General features: G+C 69.8%; 12 protein-coding genes. 6 read left to right on the top strand and 6 right to left on the bottom strand.

What is annotated here, in order from left to right; translation table 11 throughout:
* On the bottom strand, window positions 1-398 hold a 398-nt coding region (locus tag ACFWTE_RS07050), incomplete at its 3' end, for a hypothetical protein (RefSeq protein ID WP_378778415.1).
* 785 nt (window positions 399-1,183) lie between these two features.
* Here ACFWTE_RS07050 and ACFWTE_RS07045 point away from each other — a divergent pair.
* On the top strand, window positions 1,184-1,408 hold the full coding sequence (locus ACFWTE_RS07045; protein ID WP_378778413.1) for a hypothetical protein: 225 nt from the start codon (window positions 1,184-1,186) through the stop codon (window positions 1,406-1,408).
* Between the two features lie 220 nt (window positions 1,409-1,628).
* Window positions 1,629-1,859, top strand: coding sequence for a hypothetical protein (locus ACFWTE_RS07040; protein ID WP_378778412.1), 231 nt, complete (start codon window positions 1,629-1,631; stop codon window positions 1,857-1,859).
* Window positions 1,860-2,169: 310 nt separating this feature from the next.
* Here the strand turns inward: ACFWTE_RS07040 and ACFWTE_RS07035 are convergent, their stop codons facing one another.
* Together ACFWTE_RS07035 and ACFWTE_RS07030 are read right to left on the bottom strand one after the other, a co-directional pair.
* Window positions 2,170-3,030, bottom strand: coding sequence for a LacI family DNA-binding transcriptional regulator (locus ACFWTE_RS07035; RefSeq protein WP_378778411.1), 861 nt, complete (start codon window positions 3,028-3,030; stop codon window positions 2,170-2,172).
* A complete protein-coding gene (locus ACFWTE_RS07030; protein ID WP_378778410.1) occupies window positions 3,030-5,519 on the bottom strand; it encodes a glycoside hydrolase family 2 protein in 2,490 nt (829 codons plus the stop codon). The genes ACFWTE_RS07035 and ACFWTE_RS07030 overlap by 1 nt, the downstream gene beginning before the upstream one ends.
* Before the next feature lie 379 nt (window positions 5,520-5,898).
* On the opposite strand from ACFWTE_RS07030, the gene ACFWTE_RS07025 reads away from it, so the two are divergent.
* A complete protein-coding gene (locus ACFWTE_RS07025) occupies window positions 5,899-7,209 on the top strand; it encodes an ROK family protein (protein WP_378778409.1) in 1,311 nt (436 codons plus the stop codon).
* A gap of 135 nt (window positions 7,210-7,344) precedes the next feature.
* Here the strand turns inward: ACFWTE_RS07025 and ACFWTE_RS07020 are convergent, their stop codons facing one another.
* The 3 genes from ACFWTE_RS07020 to ACFWTE_RS07010 form a co-directional block, all read right to left on the bottom strand.
* A complete protein-coding gene (locus tag ACFWTE_RS07020; protein WP_378778408.1) occupies window positions 7,345-7,884 on the bottom strand; it encodes a PadR family transcriptional regulator in 540 nt (179 codons plus the stop codon).
* A gap of 22 nt (window positions 7,885-7,906) precedes the next feature.
* The gene (locus tag ACFWTE_RS07015) at window positions 7,907-9,922 is read right to left on the bottom strand and encodes an FAD-dependent oxidoreductase (RefSeq protein WP_378778407.1); all 2,016 of its coding nucleotides are present in this window, start codon (window positions 9,920-9,922) and stop codon (window positions 7,907-7,909) included.
* A 154-nt stretch (window positions 9,923-10,076) separates the two neighbouring features.
* Window positions 10,077-10,856, bottom strand: coding sequence for an SGNH/GDSL hydrolase family protein (locus ACFWTE_RS07010; protein WP_378778406.1), 780 nt, complete (start codon window positions 10,854-10,856; stop codon window positions 10,077-10,079).
* Window positions 10,857-11,046: 190 nt separating this feature from the next.
* Here ACFWTE_RS07010 and ACFWTE_RS07005 point away from each other — a divergent pair, with 190 nt between their 5' ends.
* The 3 genes from ACFWTE_RS07005 to ACFWTE_RS06995 all read left to right on the top strand — a co-directional run bounded on the left by ACFWTE_RS07005 (window position 11,047) and on the right by ACFWTE_RS06995 (window position 15,813).
* Complete coding sequence (locus tag ACFWTE_RS07005) at window positions 11,047-12,795, top strand: pyruvate dehydrogenase (RefSeq protein ID WP_378778405.1); 1,749 nt, start codon at window positions 11,047-11,049, stop codon at window positions 12,793-12,795.
* Window positions 12,796-13,184: 389 nt separating this feature from the next.
* Window positions 13,185-13,895, top strand: a complete 711-nt coding sequence (locus ACFWTE_RS07000) for an SLATT domain-containing protein (protein WP_378778404.1) — start codon at window positions 13,185-13,187, stop codon at window positions 13,893-13,895.
* A 1,012-nt stretch (window positions 13,896-14,907) separates the two neighbouring features.
* Window positions 14,908-15,813 (top strand): restriction endonuclease, encoded by a 906-nt coding sequence (locus ACFWTE_RS06995; protein ID WP_378778403.1) that lies wholly within the window; start codon window positions 14,908-14,910, stop codon window positions 15,811-15,813.
* The last annotated feature ends 12 nt before the right edge of the window (window positions 15,814-15,825 follow it).

Here is a 15,825-nt window from a genome sequence, read left to right as displayed (position 1 = left end):
GACCCAGCTGCCGAGTTAATACCACCCAGGCTACTCAAAGCCGTGTTCAGGCCCGCGAAACGTAAAGTGTTCTGAGTAGCCATCATGGGAGCCAGCGATCTCTGCACAGACCCAGCTACCGAGTTAATACCACCCAGGCTACTCAAAGCCGTGTTCAGGCCCGCGAAACGTAAAGTGTTCTGAGTAGCCATCATGGGAGCCAGCGATCTCTGCACAGACCCAGCCACCGAAGCGTCGCCAACAGGATCATTGACAGGTTTTTTCTTCTTGCTCTTTTTGGCTTTCAGCTCCCCTTTTGCATTCTTAAACACGACCCTAGAATCCTTCTTGGCATTTTTCTTTTCTTCCACTATCGGTTTTTTATTTTTCTTGTTCTTCTTTTTCTTTGATTTGCTCAATCTAACATCCGAGAATAGTGCCGATTTGGGCTATGTGAGATCAAGGCGACGGCGCGAGCGCCGTCGCAGCGGCCTTCGGCCGTCGCTCGGGCTGCGGGCTGGCGCCCGGTCCCGAGCACGGCCGCCAGCCGTTCTGTTAGAAGCTTGACGCGCTCCTACGACGAACGGTTGCGCTTTCCCGGAAATCGACCGATAGCGGCTCAGAACCACTGCATCAGCACTGGTCAACGGTGGTAAGCAATCGGCCAAGGACTGGTGGTACCAAGGGGCTCGCGCCCCCTGGACCCCCCGAGCCCGCACGGAACCTGGCGCGACACAGGGCGTGCGGGAGTGTCGGCCGACCGCGCCAGAACCCGCGCGGGACCGGAACCGTGGTTGCCGAGTACAGGGGCCGGCGGAGTGGTGGCGTGCGTCAGCGGCCACGCGCGGCACCAGGGGATCGGCGCGCATGGCGGACGTCCGAGCGATGCACATTCAGTGCACATGGCAGCGGGAAGCGGCCGGTAACCGTGGGAAGACGTCGGAACGTCCGCCCAGGTCACCGGCCGCTTTCGGGATCCGCCCGCAGATGGGTCCGGGCCCCGGATACTCCAACCCTTCGAGGGTTCAAATCCCTCCTCCACCGCCACCAGCCGCCCCCGGTTCGCCGGGGGCGGTTTTTTCGTGGGTGGTTCCGGACATGGGCCGTGTGGACCAGGGACTTGCGCGATGTCTGCGGCCCGGGTTGTCTTACCGGCAGGAGTCGGCATCACACCACCCCCGCAAGCAACACAACAGGAGCCCCCGTGCCAGTGCGCAGCCCCCGTGAACTTCTGGTGTTGCGGGCAGCCCTCGGAATGATGGTCGTCGGTGCCCTGCTGCTGCTGGTGAGTGCCAGCCCCCTCATGGGCGAGCCGGCCTGGCCGTACATGCTGTTCGCCGGGGCCATGTTGGTGTTGGCTCCGGTGAACTACTGGCTGCTCCGCCGCCATGACCGCGTTCAACGCTCCGGTGCCTCACCGGACTCGTGACGGCCACCCGCCGTTGCCACGGTCGAGCCCGCTCCCCGACGGTCACGTCCGTCCGGGGCTCCTCGTCCCAGGGAGCGGTTCAGGATCAGGGGCCTCGGAGGGTGGCGACCGGTTTGGCCACCTCACAGGCCAGGGGTTACGCGAGCCGTTCGGTGCGGATGGACTTACCGGTAGGCGTCGGCATCGGCCCACCCCCGAGCTTGAAGGAGTTCGTGTGAGTATGAACGACCCACGAATCCACTGGAAGACCACACTCACCATGGGCGTCGTCATGGTCCCCTTGGTGATCGTGATCTCGTTGACGCTCGCGTTCCTGACCAGTTGGCCCACGTGGCTCACGTCCGCTGTCGGGGGCGGTGTCAGCGGTCTGGTGAGTCCCTTCGTCGTCCACTGGATCCTCAACCGGCGCGGACGCGTCCAGGACCGTCCCGCACCGAGCACCGAGCGGTAGCCCCTGGACGCAGTGGTGATGCTCGACATCTCACCCATCTCCACGCACACAGGGCGGGAGTCCCCGAGGCGCACCTCTCCCTCCGGCCGGCTGGCCGGTCGTCGTCCGACCCCCTGCTGGTTGAGACGGACTCGGCTTCGCAGACATCAGGCCACCTCTGACCCTGAGGACGAACCGACCCCTCACCGGAGCGAACGGGAAACGCCACGTCCCTCCACCGGACAGTCCCCCCGTGCCGCCCCGACGGCGGCGGTGTCACCGCCGCCGCCGGGGCGGGCGCGACCGACTCGCGCCGGACCCGCCCCGTCCGCTAGGGAGCGGGGGCGGGGCCCGTGCTTCCACGGGCGACCAGGGTCGCGGCGGGGGACCACCGCTCCGCGACGGGAAGCCCGTCGGCGCACTCCAGCGCCGACTCGCCGACCGCCGTCCCGTACCGGTACACGTCCACGCTCACGCTGGACAGCGTTGGCGAGGCCAGGCGGCACAGGGTCGAGTCGTCCCAGGCCACCATGCTGACCTCGCCGGGGACGGAGACGCCCAGCTCCCGGGCTGCCTCCAGTCCGGAGACGGCCATCACGTCGTTGTCGTACAGGATCGCCGTCGGAGGCTGCTCGCGGCCGAGCAGCTCCCGGGTGAGCCGCGCGCCCTCCTCGTGCGAGTAGTCGCCCTCCAGAACGACCGGGTCGGCGATCCCTGCCGCCCGGCAGCCCTCGGCGAGGGCGTCGGTCCGGGCCCGGGTGTGCAGCAGCCGGGCGGGCCCGGACACCCTGGCGATCCGCCGGTGCCCCAGGTCCAGGAGGCTCGTCAGGGCCTCCCCGGCCGGGGACACGTGGTCGGCGCGGACCGTCGGGGTGCCGGACGGGTCGGGTTCCTGGACACCCGCGAGCACCGCGGGCAGGCCGAGTCCGCGCAGCACGGCGGGCCTCGGGTCGTCCTCGGCGAGGTTGACCACGACCACCGCGTCGACCAGGTGCCGCTCCCTCCACCTGCGATAGGTGGAGATCTCGGTGTCGGTGTCGGTCACCAGGTGCAGCAGGAACGCCATGTCCCGGGCGGCCACCCGTTCCTCGATTCCGGCGACGAACTCCATGAAGAACGGTTCCGCGCTGAGCAGGCGGCGCGGCCGGGCCAGGACCAACCCGATCGCGCCCGCTGGTTCGGGACGGTCCATCACACCCGTTTCGCCGGGGTGTGCGGGGTGTTCGCCGAGCGGAGGACGGACGCCGCGGTCAGCGAGAGCGGGTCGATCTCCGCCTCGGTCCGCACCGTGAAGCTGTGCGTCTCCCCGGCCAGCAGGTCCACGAGCATGTCGTCCACCTCGGCGTCGCGGGCAGCCCGGTCGGCCAGGACGGAGACGTCGCGGGCGAACGAGGAGGCGCGCACGTCCACCCGGTAGCCGCCCGGGACGGCGGTTGCCACGGCCGTCAGAGCCTCGGGGTCGTAGGCCAGGTGCACGTCCTCCCGGAAGGGGTGGACGACGCGTGCGTCCCCGGCCACGGCCACGAGGACCTCCTTGTCGGGGTCGGCGGGCGCGAGGAGGCGCCGGTCCGGCTCGAACTCGTAGGTCGAGCGGGGCGGCACGGCGATCTCGGTGCTCCCCGTGTGGAGCACGTCGCCTCCGAAGGTCTGGCGGTCCAGCTGGAGGGTGCCCGACCAGGTCTCGTCGGTGTCGTTGACGGCGATGAGGACGAGGCGTCCGTCCCTGGGCTGGACGGTGAGCAGACGCGGCGCGTAGGCGCGGCGGAGCGCGTACCAGAGGGGTTTGAGCCGTTCGTCGCCGTCCACGGCCGCCCAGGAGGTCACCGGCCAGCAGTCGTTGATCTGCCAGACCAGGGCTCCGGCGGTGCGGGGCCACCAGGAGCGGTAGTGCTCGATGCCGAAGGCGACCGCGCGGGCCTGGTTGAGCTGGGTGGCCCAGTGCCAGTCCTCGAAGGTGCGCGGGGTGGGCAGGTGGGCGGAGTACCCGCGGTCGAGCTTGCCGTTGCCGTCCGCGGCCTTCTGGTGCAGCAGGAACGCGGGCGAGGTGGGCGTGAGCGGTTCGTCGTGGACCGCGTCGGTGAGGGTGGTCCAGGTCGGGGGGCCCTGGAAGCCGAACTCGGAGCAGAACCGGGGGATGCTGTCCTGGTAGGCCCGGTAGTCGGTCTGGTTCCACACGGTCCACTCGTGGCGGGTGCCGTGCGCCTCGTTGTTGGGGTGGACGTCGTCCAGTGCGAACCCGGGGCTGTAGGGGCTGCCCGCGGAGTAGAAGCGGGTCGGGTCGAGTTCGGCGACGATCCGGGGGAAGAGGTCGTTGTAGTAGCCGTGGCCCCAGGTGCGGCCGTCGAGCGGCTCCTGCCAGCCCCAGTCCATGAAGCCCCACAGGTTCTCGTTGCCGCCGTTCCAGAGGGCGAGCGAGGCGTGGGAGGTGAGGCGGGCGACGTTCTCGCGTGCCTCGGCCTCGAACTCGCTGCGGAGCGGCTCCTCCTCGGGGTAGGCGGCGCACGCGAGGAGGAAGTCCTGCCAGACGAGGACGCCGCGCTCGTCGCAGACGTCGTAGAAGTCCTCGCTCTCGTAGATACCGCCGCCCCACACGCGCAGCATGTTCATGTGGGCGTCGACGGCCTGGTCCACGCGCCTGGCGAGGCGGTCGCGGGTGATCCGGGTCAGGAAGTGGTCGTCGGGGATCCAGTTGGCGCCCTTGACGAAGATCGGTCTGCCGTTGACGGTGACCGTGAAGGGGGTGCCGTGCTCGTCGGGCTCGGTGTCCACGGTGATCGTGCGGAAGCCGATCCGGCGGGCGGCGGTGTCCAGGACGGCCGGCGCGGAGGCGTCGTCGGCGGAGCCCAGGGTCACGGCCAGGTCGTACAGGGGGTGGTCGCCGTAGCCGACCGGCCACCACAGGCGCGCGTCGGGGACCTCCACCACGACCACGCCGGCGTCGGCGCCGGGGGCCACGGTGGCGGTGGCGGTGTGCCCGGCGACCTCGGCGGTCAGGGTGAGGGCGGACGGGGCCTCGGTCGCGGAGCGCTCGACGTCCGCGTGGACCTCGACCCGGCCCACGCCGTCCTCGCCGACGGTGACCAGCGGGCGGACCCCGGCCAGGCGGGCGGTGCGCCAGCGCTCCAGGCGCACGGGCTTCCAGATCCCCGCGGTCTGGAAGTCGGGCCCCCAGTCCCAGCCGAAGGAGCAGGCCATTTTGCGGACCATGTTGTACGGGTGGGTGTTGGTGTGGGGGCGGGCGCCGAGTTCGTCGCGGACCTCCTCCGCGTACTCCAGCGCGGGCCGGAACGAGACGGTGAGGTCGTTGGAGCCGTCGCGGAGGACGCCGCCCACGGGGAAGCGGTAGCCGCGGTGCATGTTGGCGGTGGCGCCGAGCGTCACCCCGTTGAGTTCGATGGTCGCCACGGTGTCGAGGCCGTCGAAGGCCAGGTCCACGTGTTCGGCGGCGGAGGCCTGCTCGGCGTCGAAGGTGAGGCTGTAGCGCCAGCCCACACGGTGGGCCCAGGCCAGCTCGGTCTCGTTGGAGTCAAGGTAGGGGTCCGGGATCAGCCCGGCGGCCAGCAGGTCCAGGTGGGTGCTGCCCGGTACCTGGGCCGGGACCGAACGGCCCGCGATGGGCTCGGGCACGTTTGCGGTGGTGCTCGTCAGCAGCCAGCCGTCATGCAGGGTGCGGCGGATCATCCTCTGCCTCTCAGGGTTCTGGGGGTGCGGCCCCGCTGGGGAGGCGGGGACGTCGGCGGCCGGGCGCGTCATCGCGCACCGACCACTCCGAAGATTCTTACTTCGGTGATCTAACTAAGTCAATGGGGTGTGGTGGCTTCGCGGGAGACGGCGGCTCCGACCGCGGACCCCGCACCGGGGCCACACGGCCTCCGGACCAGCGGGTGCCCGGGGCGGGTGCCGGCCGGCACCCCCGTCGCCGTACCGGGACCGGGGGAGGGGGGAGGCCGCGGCGGTACGCTGGTACGCGCCCCGCCGGGGCGCGGCGACGCGGTCGCCGGGCGTACACCGAGGCCGCACCCCGCGCGGACGCCACGGAACGGAAGCGGCGGAGGTTCCCTTGGGCGGTTCATCACGCGCCACCCCCCACACCACGAGCAGGGCGGCGGTCCTCGACGTCATCCGGGCGGCGGGCACCATCAGCCGGGCCGGCCTGGTGGCCGCGACAGGGTTCACCGGGGCGACCATCTCCACGGTCGTACGCGCGCTCATCGACGACGGACTGGTCCGCGAGACCGGCCGCGCCGAGTCGACCGGGGGCAAGCCGCGTGTCCTGCTCCAGCTCGACGAGGGGGCCCGCTACGCCGTCGGCGTGCACCTCGACCCGGTCGGCATCACGTACGCCCTCACCGACCTCACCGGCGCGGTCGTGTCCCGGGTGACCCGTGCGGGCGGGGGCGGCGACGCCACCGCGATCGTCACCCGGATGGCCCGCCAGGTCGAGGCGCTGGTCGAGGGCGCCGGGGTGGAGCGCGACCGGGTCCTGGGCGTGGGCCTGGTGTCCGCCACCGGGGGGCCGAGGCCGCTGCCGTCGATGCGGCACTGGGCGCACTTCCCCGTGGCTGAGGAGCTGGAGCGGGAGGTCGGGCTGCCCGTGGTGCCGGGCAACGACGCGACCGCCGCCGCGCTCGGCGAGTACTGGTCCGGCGGGGTGAACGAGGCGTCGATCTTCGCGGCCGTCTACATGGGAACCGGCATCGGTGCCGGGCTCCTGGTCAACGGCATCCCGTACCACGGGGCGAGCGGGAACGCCGGGGAGATCGGGCACGCGTGCCTGGACGTGGACGGTCCGCCGTGCTGGTGCGGCGGGCGCGGGTGCGTCGAGGCGCTCGCGGGGCCCGCCGCGGTGGTGCGGGCCGCGCGCGCGGACGCCGACCTGGTCCGCGCCGCCGAGCTGGAGGTGCCGGAGGCCGGTTCCGGCCCCGGGAGCCGGGAGTCCGGTGACGTGCGAGACGACGCGTGGGGCGACGGCAGGTCGGTGCGGTCCGCGGCGGCGGAGTTCGCCGCCGTCGTCAGGGCCGCACGCCGCGGCCAACCGACCGCGCGCGCCCTCCTGGACCGCTCCGCGCGGTACCTGGCCGTGGCGGCGCGGACGCTGGCCAACGTCATGGACCTGGACCTGCTGGTGCTGACGGGGCCGAGCCTGGCCCTCGCCGGATCCGTGTACCTGCCCGCCATCCGGACGGAGCTGGACCGCGCCTTCTTCGCCCGCGCCAGCCACCCGGTCGAGGTGCGCCTGTCCGCGTCGGCCGCGACCGCGCCCGCGATCGGGGCGGCGACCATGGTCCTCCAGTCGCGGCTGGTGCCGCTGCGGCCGCGCACGCGCCTGCCCGAGGACCTGTCGGAGGCCGCGGCGCCCGCCCCGCGATGACCGCGGGCGGGGCCGTCCAGGAACCCGGCCCTCGGCCGCCGCGCCCTCCGTCCCGGCCCGACGGATGGGCGAGACCGCGGGCGTGCGCCCTCGGGGCGCCGTGCCCGACATGGAACGATGCGCCCGGGGCGCCGGTCAGCCGGTGTCCTCCAGGTCGGCGAGGGCCTTGTCGAGCCAGGCGACCCAGAAGAGCTCCAGGTCGATCCCGCCCTGGAGCACCAGCCGGTGCACGCGGTCCCGCTCGGTGCCGTGGCCGCGCGCCGCGTCGCGCCTCTCGAACTCCCGGTACTCGGTCAGCCGCTCCTGGTGCAGTGCCCGGTGGCGGCGCAGCTCGTCCACCATGTCACCGCCGACCCCCACAACACCCGTCGCGCGCAGGCGCAGCAGCAGCGGGTCCCGCGCGACCCGCGGGTCCTCGCGCACGCCCACCCACCGCTCCAGCTCCTCCCGGCCCGAGGGCAGGACCTCGTACTCCTTCTTCTGCCCCCGCGTCGGGACGTCGCGGTCCAGCGCCCGGATGAGCCCCGCCTTCTCCAGTTTTCCGAGTTCCCGGTAGATCTGCTGGTGGGTCGCCGACCAGAAGTACCCGATCGAGCGGTCGAAGCGGCGGGTCAGCTCCGACCCGGAGGACGGCTTCTCCAGCAGGGCGGTCAGGATCGCGTGGGGCAGGGACATGAGCGCATTCTAGGTTCGGCGGCTACAGCGCCGCGGCGAGTCTGGTGCCCTGGTCGATGGCCCTCTTGGCGTCCAGTTCGGCGGCGACGTCGGCGCCGCCGATGACGTGCACCCGCCGTCCCGCCGCCTCCAGTTCGTCGGCGAGGTCCCGCCGGGGCTCCTGGCCCGAGCAGAGCACCACCGTGTCCACGTCGAGCACGGTCTTCTCGTCCCCGACGGTCAGGTGCAGGCCCTCGTCGTCGATCCGGTCGTAGGAGACGCCCGGGACCATGTCCACGCCCCGGTGGCGCAGCTCCAGGCGGTGGATCCACCCGGTGGTCTTGCCCAGGCCCGCGCCGACCTTGCCGGCCTTGCGCTGGAGCAGGTGCACGCTGCGCGGCGGGGACGGACGCTCCGGCTCCCGGAGACCGCCCGGGGTGGCGAGGTCGGTGTCCACGCCCCACTGGCGGAAGAACGCGCCGGAGTCCTGGCTGACCCCCTCGCCGCCGTCGGTCAGGAACTCGGCGACGTCGAAGCCGATGCCGCCCGCGCCGATGACCGCGACGCGCGCGCCGACGGCCGCGTTGCCGCGCAGGACGTCCACGTAGCTCACCACCTTCGGATGGTCGACGCCGGGGATCTCCGGGGTGCGCGGGGTGACCCCCGTGGCCACCACCACGTCGTCGAAGCCGCCCAGGTCGGCGGCGGACACCAGGGTGCCCAGCCGCACGTCCACGCCGTGCTTGTCGAGCTGCACCCGGAAGTAGCGGAGGGTCTCGTCGAACTCCTCCTTGCCGGGCACGCGGCGGGCCATGTTGAGCTGGCCGCCGATCTCCCCGGCGGCGTCGAACAGGGTGACGTCGTGGCCGATCCCGGCGGCGGACACGGAGAAGGCGAGCCCGGCGGGGCCGGCGCCGACGACGGCGACGCGCTTGCGTGTCTTCGTGGGGGAGAGGACCAGTTCGGTCTCGTGGCAGGCCCGCGGGTTCACGAGGCAGGAGGTGATCTTGAGGCTGAAGGTGTGGTCGAGGCAGGCCTGGTTGCAGCCGATGCAGGTGTTGATCTCCTCGGGGGTCCCCGCGGCCGCCTTCGCGACGAAGTCCGGGTCGGCGAGGAAGGGCCGGGCCAGCGAGACCATGTCGGCGTCGCCCCCGGCGATGACGGCCTCGGCGACCTCCGGGGTGTTGATGCGGTTGACCGCGACCAGCGGGACCGACACCTCGCCCATCAGCTTGCGGGTCACCCAGCTGTAGGCACCGCGCGGCACGGACGTGGCGATGGTGGGGATGCGCGCCTCGTGCCAGCCGATTCCGGTGTTGATGATGGTCGCCCCGGCCTCCTCGACGGCCTTGGCGAGCCGGACGACCTCCTCGAACGTGGAGCCGCCGGGCACCAGGTCGAGCATGGAGAGCCGGTAGACGAGGATGAAGTCGTCGCCGACGCGCTCGCGGACACGTCGCACGATCTCCACGGGAAAGCGCATCCGGTTCTCGTAGGAGCCGCCCCAGCGGTCCTCGCGCCTGTTCGTCGCGGAGGCGATGAACTGGTTGATGAGGTAGCCCTCGGAGCCCATCACCTCGACACCGTCGTATCCGGCGAGCCGGGCCAGTTCGGCGGTGTGCGCGAAGTCCTCGATGGTCTGCTCGACCTCGTCGTCGGTGAGGGCCCGGGGGGTGAACGCGCTGATGGGGGCCTGGACGGCGCTGGGGGCGACGGACTGCTCGCTGAAGGCGTACCGGCCCGTGTGCAGGATCTGCATGGCGATGCGGCCGCCCTCGCGGTGCACGGCGTCGGTGATCACGCGGTGTTCGGCGGCCTCGGCCCCGGTGGTCAGCTTGGCCGCGCCGGTGTAGGTGGCGCCCTCGGGGTTGGGGGCGATGCCGCCGGTGACGATGAGGCCGACGCCGCCCCGGGCACGTTCGGCGTAGAAGGCGGCCATCCGCTCGAACCCCTGTGGCGCCTCCTCCAGGCCGACGTGCATGGAACCCATGATCACGTGGTTGGGGAGGGTGGTGAAGCCCAGGTCCAGGGGTTTTAGAAGGTGGGGGTAGTCGCTCATGCTCGTCTCCTCGCGCGGGTGCCCGGTCGGTGTCCGGCCGACCTCGACTTCATTATGCAACAAGTTGCAAAATGATCTGGGCGGGACCCCGGGAACGGCGAGGGCCGACGGCGCAGCGCCGGCCCGGGGCCGTGGGGAAGCCGACGGGGTCGGCTCAGACCGTCTCCAGCGGCAGGAGCGCGGGGCGCTTGGCCACGCGGCCGTCCCCCGACGACCGCCCGCGCACACGCCGCACCATCCACGGGCCGAGGAAGGTCCCCAGCCAGCGGACCTCCTCCGCCACCGCGAGGAGCGCGCCCCGCTCGGGCATCAGGGGCAGGGCGTCCGCCCACGACCCGTCGGCGCCGGGGAGCTCCAGCGCCGACGCCAGCGCACCCGCGATCCGCTCGTGTCCCAAGGGGGTGCAGTGCAGCCGGTCGGTCGCCCACAGGCGCCGGTCCGTGGCCACCTCGTGTGCGGCGACATCGGCCACCACCACGCCGTGACGGCCGGCGGCGGCGCGCACGCGCTCGTTGAAGTCCAGCACCCGGGGCAACAGCGGCTTGGTCAGCGGCGCGATCCTCGCGATGTCGGGGAAGGTCAGGGTCGCCACGCGCGCCCCCGCCCCGGTCAGCTCGGCGAACATCGCCTCCAGGTGGCCGACCACCGCCTCGGGGTCGTACCCGGAACGGATGACGTCGTTGACCCCGGCGAACACGGTGGCCACGTCCGGGCGCATCTCCAGCGCGGTGGCCAGCTGCTCCTCGCGCACCTGGCGCGCCAGCCGCCCCCGGACCGCGAGGTTGGCGTACTCCACCCGTGTGCCCGTGGCGGCCAGGCGGTCGGCCAGACGGTCCGCCCAGCCCCGCAGGCCGGTGGCGTCGTCACCGTCCCCGACGCCCTCGGTGTGGCTGTCGCCCAGAGCCACGTAGCGAAGTTTTCCGTCGAGCCCCATGCCCTCTCCCCGTCCTCGTGGACACGTCCGAAAGAGTATTCCACTAAGTGACTAATCGTTTATACGACTATGCCGTGCCGGGGAAGAGGCGCGTGGCGGTCCGGCACGGCGCCCGTCCCTGCTCCTAGCGTGGACCGGGGCGTCCCCGCGGCGCCCGGACCTGTCCGTCCGTGCCCGGGAGGAACCCATCGTGGCCAGGAACACCGTCGCCGAACAACTCGTCCGCACGTTGCTCGCCGCCGGGGTGACCCGGATCTACGGGGTCGTCGGCGACAGCCTCAACCCGGTCGTCGACGCCGTGCAGGGCACCGACGGCATCGAATGGGTCCACGTGCGCAACGAGGAGGCGGCGGCGTTCGCGGCCTCCGCCCAGGCGCAGATCGACGGGAAGCTCGCCGTGTGCGCCGGATCGTGCGGACCGGGCAACACCCACCTGGTGCAGGGCCTGTACGACGCCCAGCGCAGCGGCGTCCCCGTGCTCGCCATCGCCTCGCACATCCCCGCGCACCAGATCGGCACCGGCTTCTTCCAGGAGACCCACCCGGAGCGGCTGTTCGCGGACGTCACCGAGTTCCGGGAACTCGTCTGCGAACCCGAGCAGATGCCGCGCCTGGCCCGGATCGCCGTCCAGTACGCCCTCGGCACACCCGGTGTGGCGGTCCTGGTCCTTCCCGGGGACGTCGCCGGGCGCAAGGCCGTCGGCCCGGCCGACACCAGCCCGATGACCGCCGGCCGCGCCACCGCCTGGCCCGCCGAGGACGACGTACGGGCCCTGGCCGAGCGGATCAACGCCGCCGACAAGGTCGCCCTGTTCTGCGGCGCCGGGGTCCGGGAGGCGCACGGCGAGGTGATGGCGCTGGCCGGGCGGGTGCACGCCCCGGTCGGGCACACCCTGCGCGGCAAGGAGTGGATCCAGTACGACAACCCGTACGACGTCGGCATGATCGGACTGCTCGGCTACGGGGCCTGCTTCGACGCCCTGCACGGCGCGGACCTGGTGCTGCTGCTCGGATGCGACTTCCCCTACGACGACTTCCTGCCCACCGGGAACGTCGTCCAGGTCGACCGCGACCCGCGCCGTCTCGGCCGCCGGGTGCCGCTCAGGCTCGGGGTGCACGGGGACGTCGCGGCGACCCTGCGCGCCGTGAGGCCGCTCGTCCTGGAACGGTCGGACGCCTCCGCCACACGGTTCCTCCAGGACATGCTGGAGCGCCACGAGCGCGCGCTGACCAAGGTCGTGGACGTCTACACGAAGGACATCGAGCACCACACGCCCATCCACCCCGAGTACGTGGCGCGGATCCTCGACGAGGAGGCCGACGGGGACACCGTCTTCACCGTCGACACGGGCATGAACAACGTGTGGGCCGCCCGCTACCTGACCCCGAACGGGCGCCGCCGGGTGATCGGCTCGTTCACGCACGGCACGATGGCGAACGCCCTGCCGCACGCGATCGGCGCGGCCTACGCCGCACCCGACCGGCGGATCGTGTCCTTGTCCGGCGACGGCGGGCTGAGCATGCTGCTCGGCGAGCTGATCACCGTCCACCAGCACGAACTGCCGATCGCCACGGTCGTGTTCAACAACTCCTCGCTCGGCATGGTGAAGCTGGAGATGATGGTGGACGGGATGCCCTCCTTCCAGACCGACCACCCGCACGTGGACTACGCGGCCGTCGCCGCGGCGATCGGTATGCGCTCGTTGCGGGTGGAACGCCCCGACCAGGTCCGCGACGCGCTCCGTGAGGCACTGGCCGCGCACGAACCGGTGCTGGTGGACGTGGTCACCGACCCCAACGCGCTCTCCATGCCCTCCCGCATCACCGCCGACCAGGTGGCGGGCTTCGCCCTGTCCGCCGGGCGGACGGTGCTCCAGGGCGGGGTGGGGACGATGGTGGACATGGCCCGCTCCAACCTGCGCAACATCCCGAGGCCGTAGGGCGGCGGACCGGTCGCGCGGCCGGATCAGGGCGCGACCGCGATGCGATCGAGCCCTTCGGTGATGGAGATAGGGGATTCGAACCCCTGTTTTGGCCGGTCAACGCGCAGGGAGCTGGAACCGTATTGTCCCGCAGAACCGCAGAACCCCTTCGAGGAAGGGATTCTGCGGAGCTTGTTCGGCGTTATGCGGTTCCGTGATCCGACACTCTGAACTGCATGAACAACAGTTCTGTCGGTTGTGTGGTTCTGCGACTCACTCCTCGATGTCGGCCCTGCCAGGGCTCCTCAGAGCTCCCCTCATTCGGGTCCTGAGCGGCCTGGCCGCGTGCCTGTGTTGGGGCGCTTGGTGTCGGGGGCGCGCCATAATGTTCACGTAAGAGCGCTGTGATGCTCTCGCGCGACGCACGGCTGCCTGACGGTGGTGGGCGGACGGCGCTGCTGAACGGAAACAAAGTCTGCTCAGAGGGGACGACTGCCAAGTTGGGTGACGAGGTATCCAGGTCTGCGTCCAACGGGGACCGTGAGCTGTTGTTTGCGCAGGTCCGCGAGGCATACGGGCGGGTCACATACACGCACAAGACACATGAGAAGCAGGCAGATATCTGTTCGGATCTCCACCGGCGTCAACGGCGGTGGAAGGTCGTCCTCACCGGCGTGAGCTCAGGAGCTTTTCTCGCGTCGCTCTCCGGTCTCCTGCTCAGTGAGCAGTGGGCCCCCTTGGTGACGTCATTTGTTGCCGTGTTGGTTTCAGTACTCAGCCTCGGGGACCAGGCTTTCAAACACGGCGAGCAAATGCAACTTCACCGCGACGCGGCTGCGAAACTCTGGAGCGTCCGTGAGTCCTATTTGTCATTGATCGTCGATCTGCAGTCGTCAGATTTCACAATCGAACAGGGGCGTGCCTCGCGAGATGAGCTCCAGCAGGTGGCTGGGGAAATCTATGGCGAGGCTCCGCGTACCACGCCGAAGGCGTATTCTCGCGCACAGAAGGCTCTGAAAATCAGTGAAGATCTGACGTTCGCCGAAGAGGAAATCGACCTGCTTATTCCTGTGCGACTTCGAAGCCGAAACGGGGGTGGCGATGTCGCAGTTCAGTGAAATATTCGATGGACTCCTCGTCAACCTTGAGGTCGCCGTCGGCGAATTGATCGCAGCCGTCGAGCCGAACTGGCCATGAGAAGACCGGCGGTCCGTCGAAGGTGCTCTTTCGCCTCCGCAAGGCGATCGTTGCCAGCCACCCGGACTCATCGGTGACCGTGTCGATGAGGTCCGCACCGACGTCGCCGACCGCGTCGGAGGGCTGATCTGGGAGGCTCCCCAGGAGGGGGAGAGCGGCCCGGAAACGGCCAGCTGAGACCAGAACTGAGACTACGAACGGCGAAGGCCCCGACCGGTGTCCGGTCGGGGCCTTCGTCTCGGCAGATAGCCGCTGCGGAGGATAGGGGATTCGAACCCCTGAGGCGTTGCCACCAACACGCTTTCCAATCCCGCACAGGTGCGTTCGCCGCCGGTCGACAGCGTGCTGATCAGGGGTCGCGGCTCCTGGGTGGACCGCTCCGAACGGCTCCGTACGGCTGTGAATGAGACTAAAACTGAGACTACGAGGAGACTCTCAGAGCGTCTGTGAGCAGCGGTCAAACGGCCGCGATGGATCACCTTCGGCCGACCGCGTTCGTGCTCCAGTCGCCATCTCACGAGGTCGGCTTCCGGTCGCGCACGTGCAACCCGTTGGCGTCTCCCCTTGGGGAGCCCTTCGCCGCCCGCCGCAGAACCTACACAACCCACAGAACCCGTGTCCTGGCTGTTCAACGGCCTGAGAGGCCGGACCGCGCTACCTCACAGAACCTCCGCAGAACCCTCTGCACAGGGGTTCTGCGGTTCTGCGGAGGTAGCGCGGCGTTCTGCGGTTCCGCGAAACAGGGTTCTGACCTGCGCTAACACCAGTTCTGCATGTTCTGTAGCTTCTGCGGCGGGTCCACATGAGTGGATCCGCGGCACGCGCACCAACGTCTTGCCGGTGGGCAGGGCCACAGAACCCAGTTGACGATCCATGGGCTAACTTCTACCCTAGTTTTTTAGGTTCAAAATTAACCCTAAAAATGAGGAGCTCATGGAATTTGCCCTTCAGCCCGGTGAGACCATCAAGCGAGCCGATCTCCACAAGACCTACGGAGGTCGCCAGCAAGGCGGCATCGGCCCCTCTCGCGTGACCCCCAACATCTTCCTCTTCTCCGACCCCAAGAGCGGGCACCAGTACGGCTACTTCGACGGCTGGGGCGACGACGGTTGCTACCACTACGCCGGCGAAGGTCAGCAAGGCGACCAGACTATGACCCAGGGCAACTTGGCGATCCTCAACCACCGAGAAGACAAGCGGGCCCTACGCCTCATGGACGGATCCCGCGGCGAGGTAACCTACGTGGGGGAATTCGAACTCGCCAAGGATAACCCCTGGTACCTTGACGACGCCCCGATGAAGGACAGCGACGAAATCCGCAGCGTCATCATGTTCCGTCTCGCCCCCAAGGATGGTATCGGCGAAGAACTCCCGCCCCTTCCGGAGACCCCCCGAGACAAGAAGAAAATCACCGAAGTCAACATCGAGCAGACTCACACCGAGCGCGCCTACGTCAACCCGTCCCGGGAGCCGTATCAGGCGGAACGTCGAGAATCCAAGCTTGTGCAGGACTATCAGCGACACCTCCGCCTCCTAGGGCACTCGGTATCTCGGAATAAGATCTTGCCGGCGAAAGAGCTTAAACCGCTGTTCACCGATATTTATGATAAGACAGATCACAAGCTAATCGAAGCTAAGGGCACCGTGACGCGCGAGGCAATTCGTATGGCTGTAGGCCAGCTCTTCGACTACCGGCGATTTATAGAGCGTGATGGTGAGCGACCTGCGATGGCGGTCCTTCTGCCCAGCAGGCCTCGTGCCGACCTACTCGACTACTGCGCTGACCTAGGGGTCGAGGTAATATGGCAAGGAGGCAACTCGTTCGCCAGTACGAACTAGGTTGACTGCCAG

Source organism: Nocardiopsis sp. NPDC058631 (genome assembly GCF_042716955.1).
GTDB lineage: Bacteria > Actinomycetota > Actinomycetes > Streptosporangiales > Streptosporangiaceae > Nocardiopsis.
The sequence above is the reverse complement of the archived record's forward strand: the minus strand, read 5'-3'. Positions and strand labels throughout refer to the sequence as shown.

What these genes read in the sequence shown, in the direction of transcription:
- ACFWTE_RS07040 (WP_378778412.1), top strand. Translation starts at nt 1,629, where the DNA reads ATGAACGACCCACGAATCCACTGGAAGACCACACTCACCATGGGCGTC.
- ACFWTE_RS07035 (WP_378778411.1), bottom strand. Translation starts at nt 3,030, where the DNA reads ATGGACCGTCCCGAACCAGCGGGCGCGATCGGGTTGGTCCTGGCCCGG.
- ACFWTE_RS07030 (WP_378778410.1), bottom strand. Translation starts at nt 5,519, where the DNA reads ATGATCCGCCGCACCCTGCATGACGGCTGGCTGCTGACGAGCACCACC.
- ACFWTE_RS07020 (WP_378778408.1), bottom strand. Translation starts at nt 7,884, where the DNA reads ATGTCCCTGCCCCACGCGATCCTGACCGCCCTGCTGGAGAAGCCGTCC.
- ACFWTE_RS07015 (WP_378778407.1), bottom strand. Translation starts at nt 9,922, where the DNA reads ATGAGCGACTACCCCCACCTTCTAAAACCCCTGGACCTGGGCTTCACC.
- ACFWTE_RS07010 (WP_378778406.1), bottom strand. Translation starts at nt 10,856, where the DNA reads ATGGGGCTCGACGGAAAACTTCGCTACGTGGCTCTGGGCGACAGCCAC.
- ACFWTE_RS07000 (WP_378778404.1), top strand. Translation starts at nt 13,185, where the DNA reads ATGCTCTCGCGCGACGCACGGCTGCCTGACGGTGGTGGGCGGACGGCG.
- ACFWTE_RS06995 (WP_378778403.1), top strand. Translation starts at nt 14,908, where the DNA reads ATGGAATTTGCCCTTCAGCCCGGTGAGACCATCAAGCGAGCCGATCTC.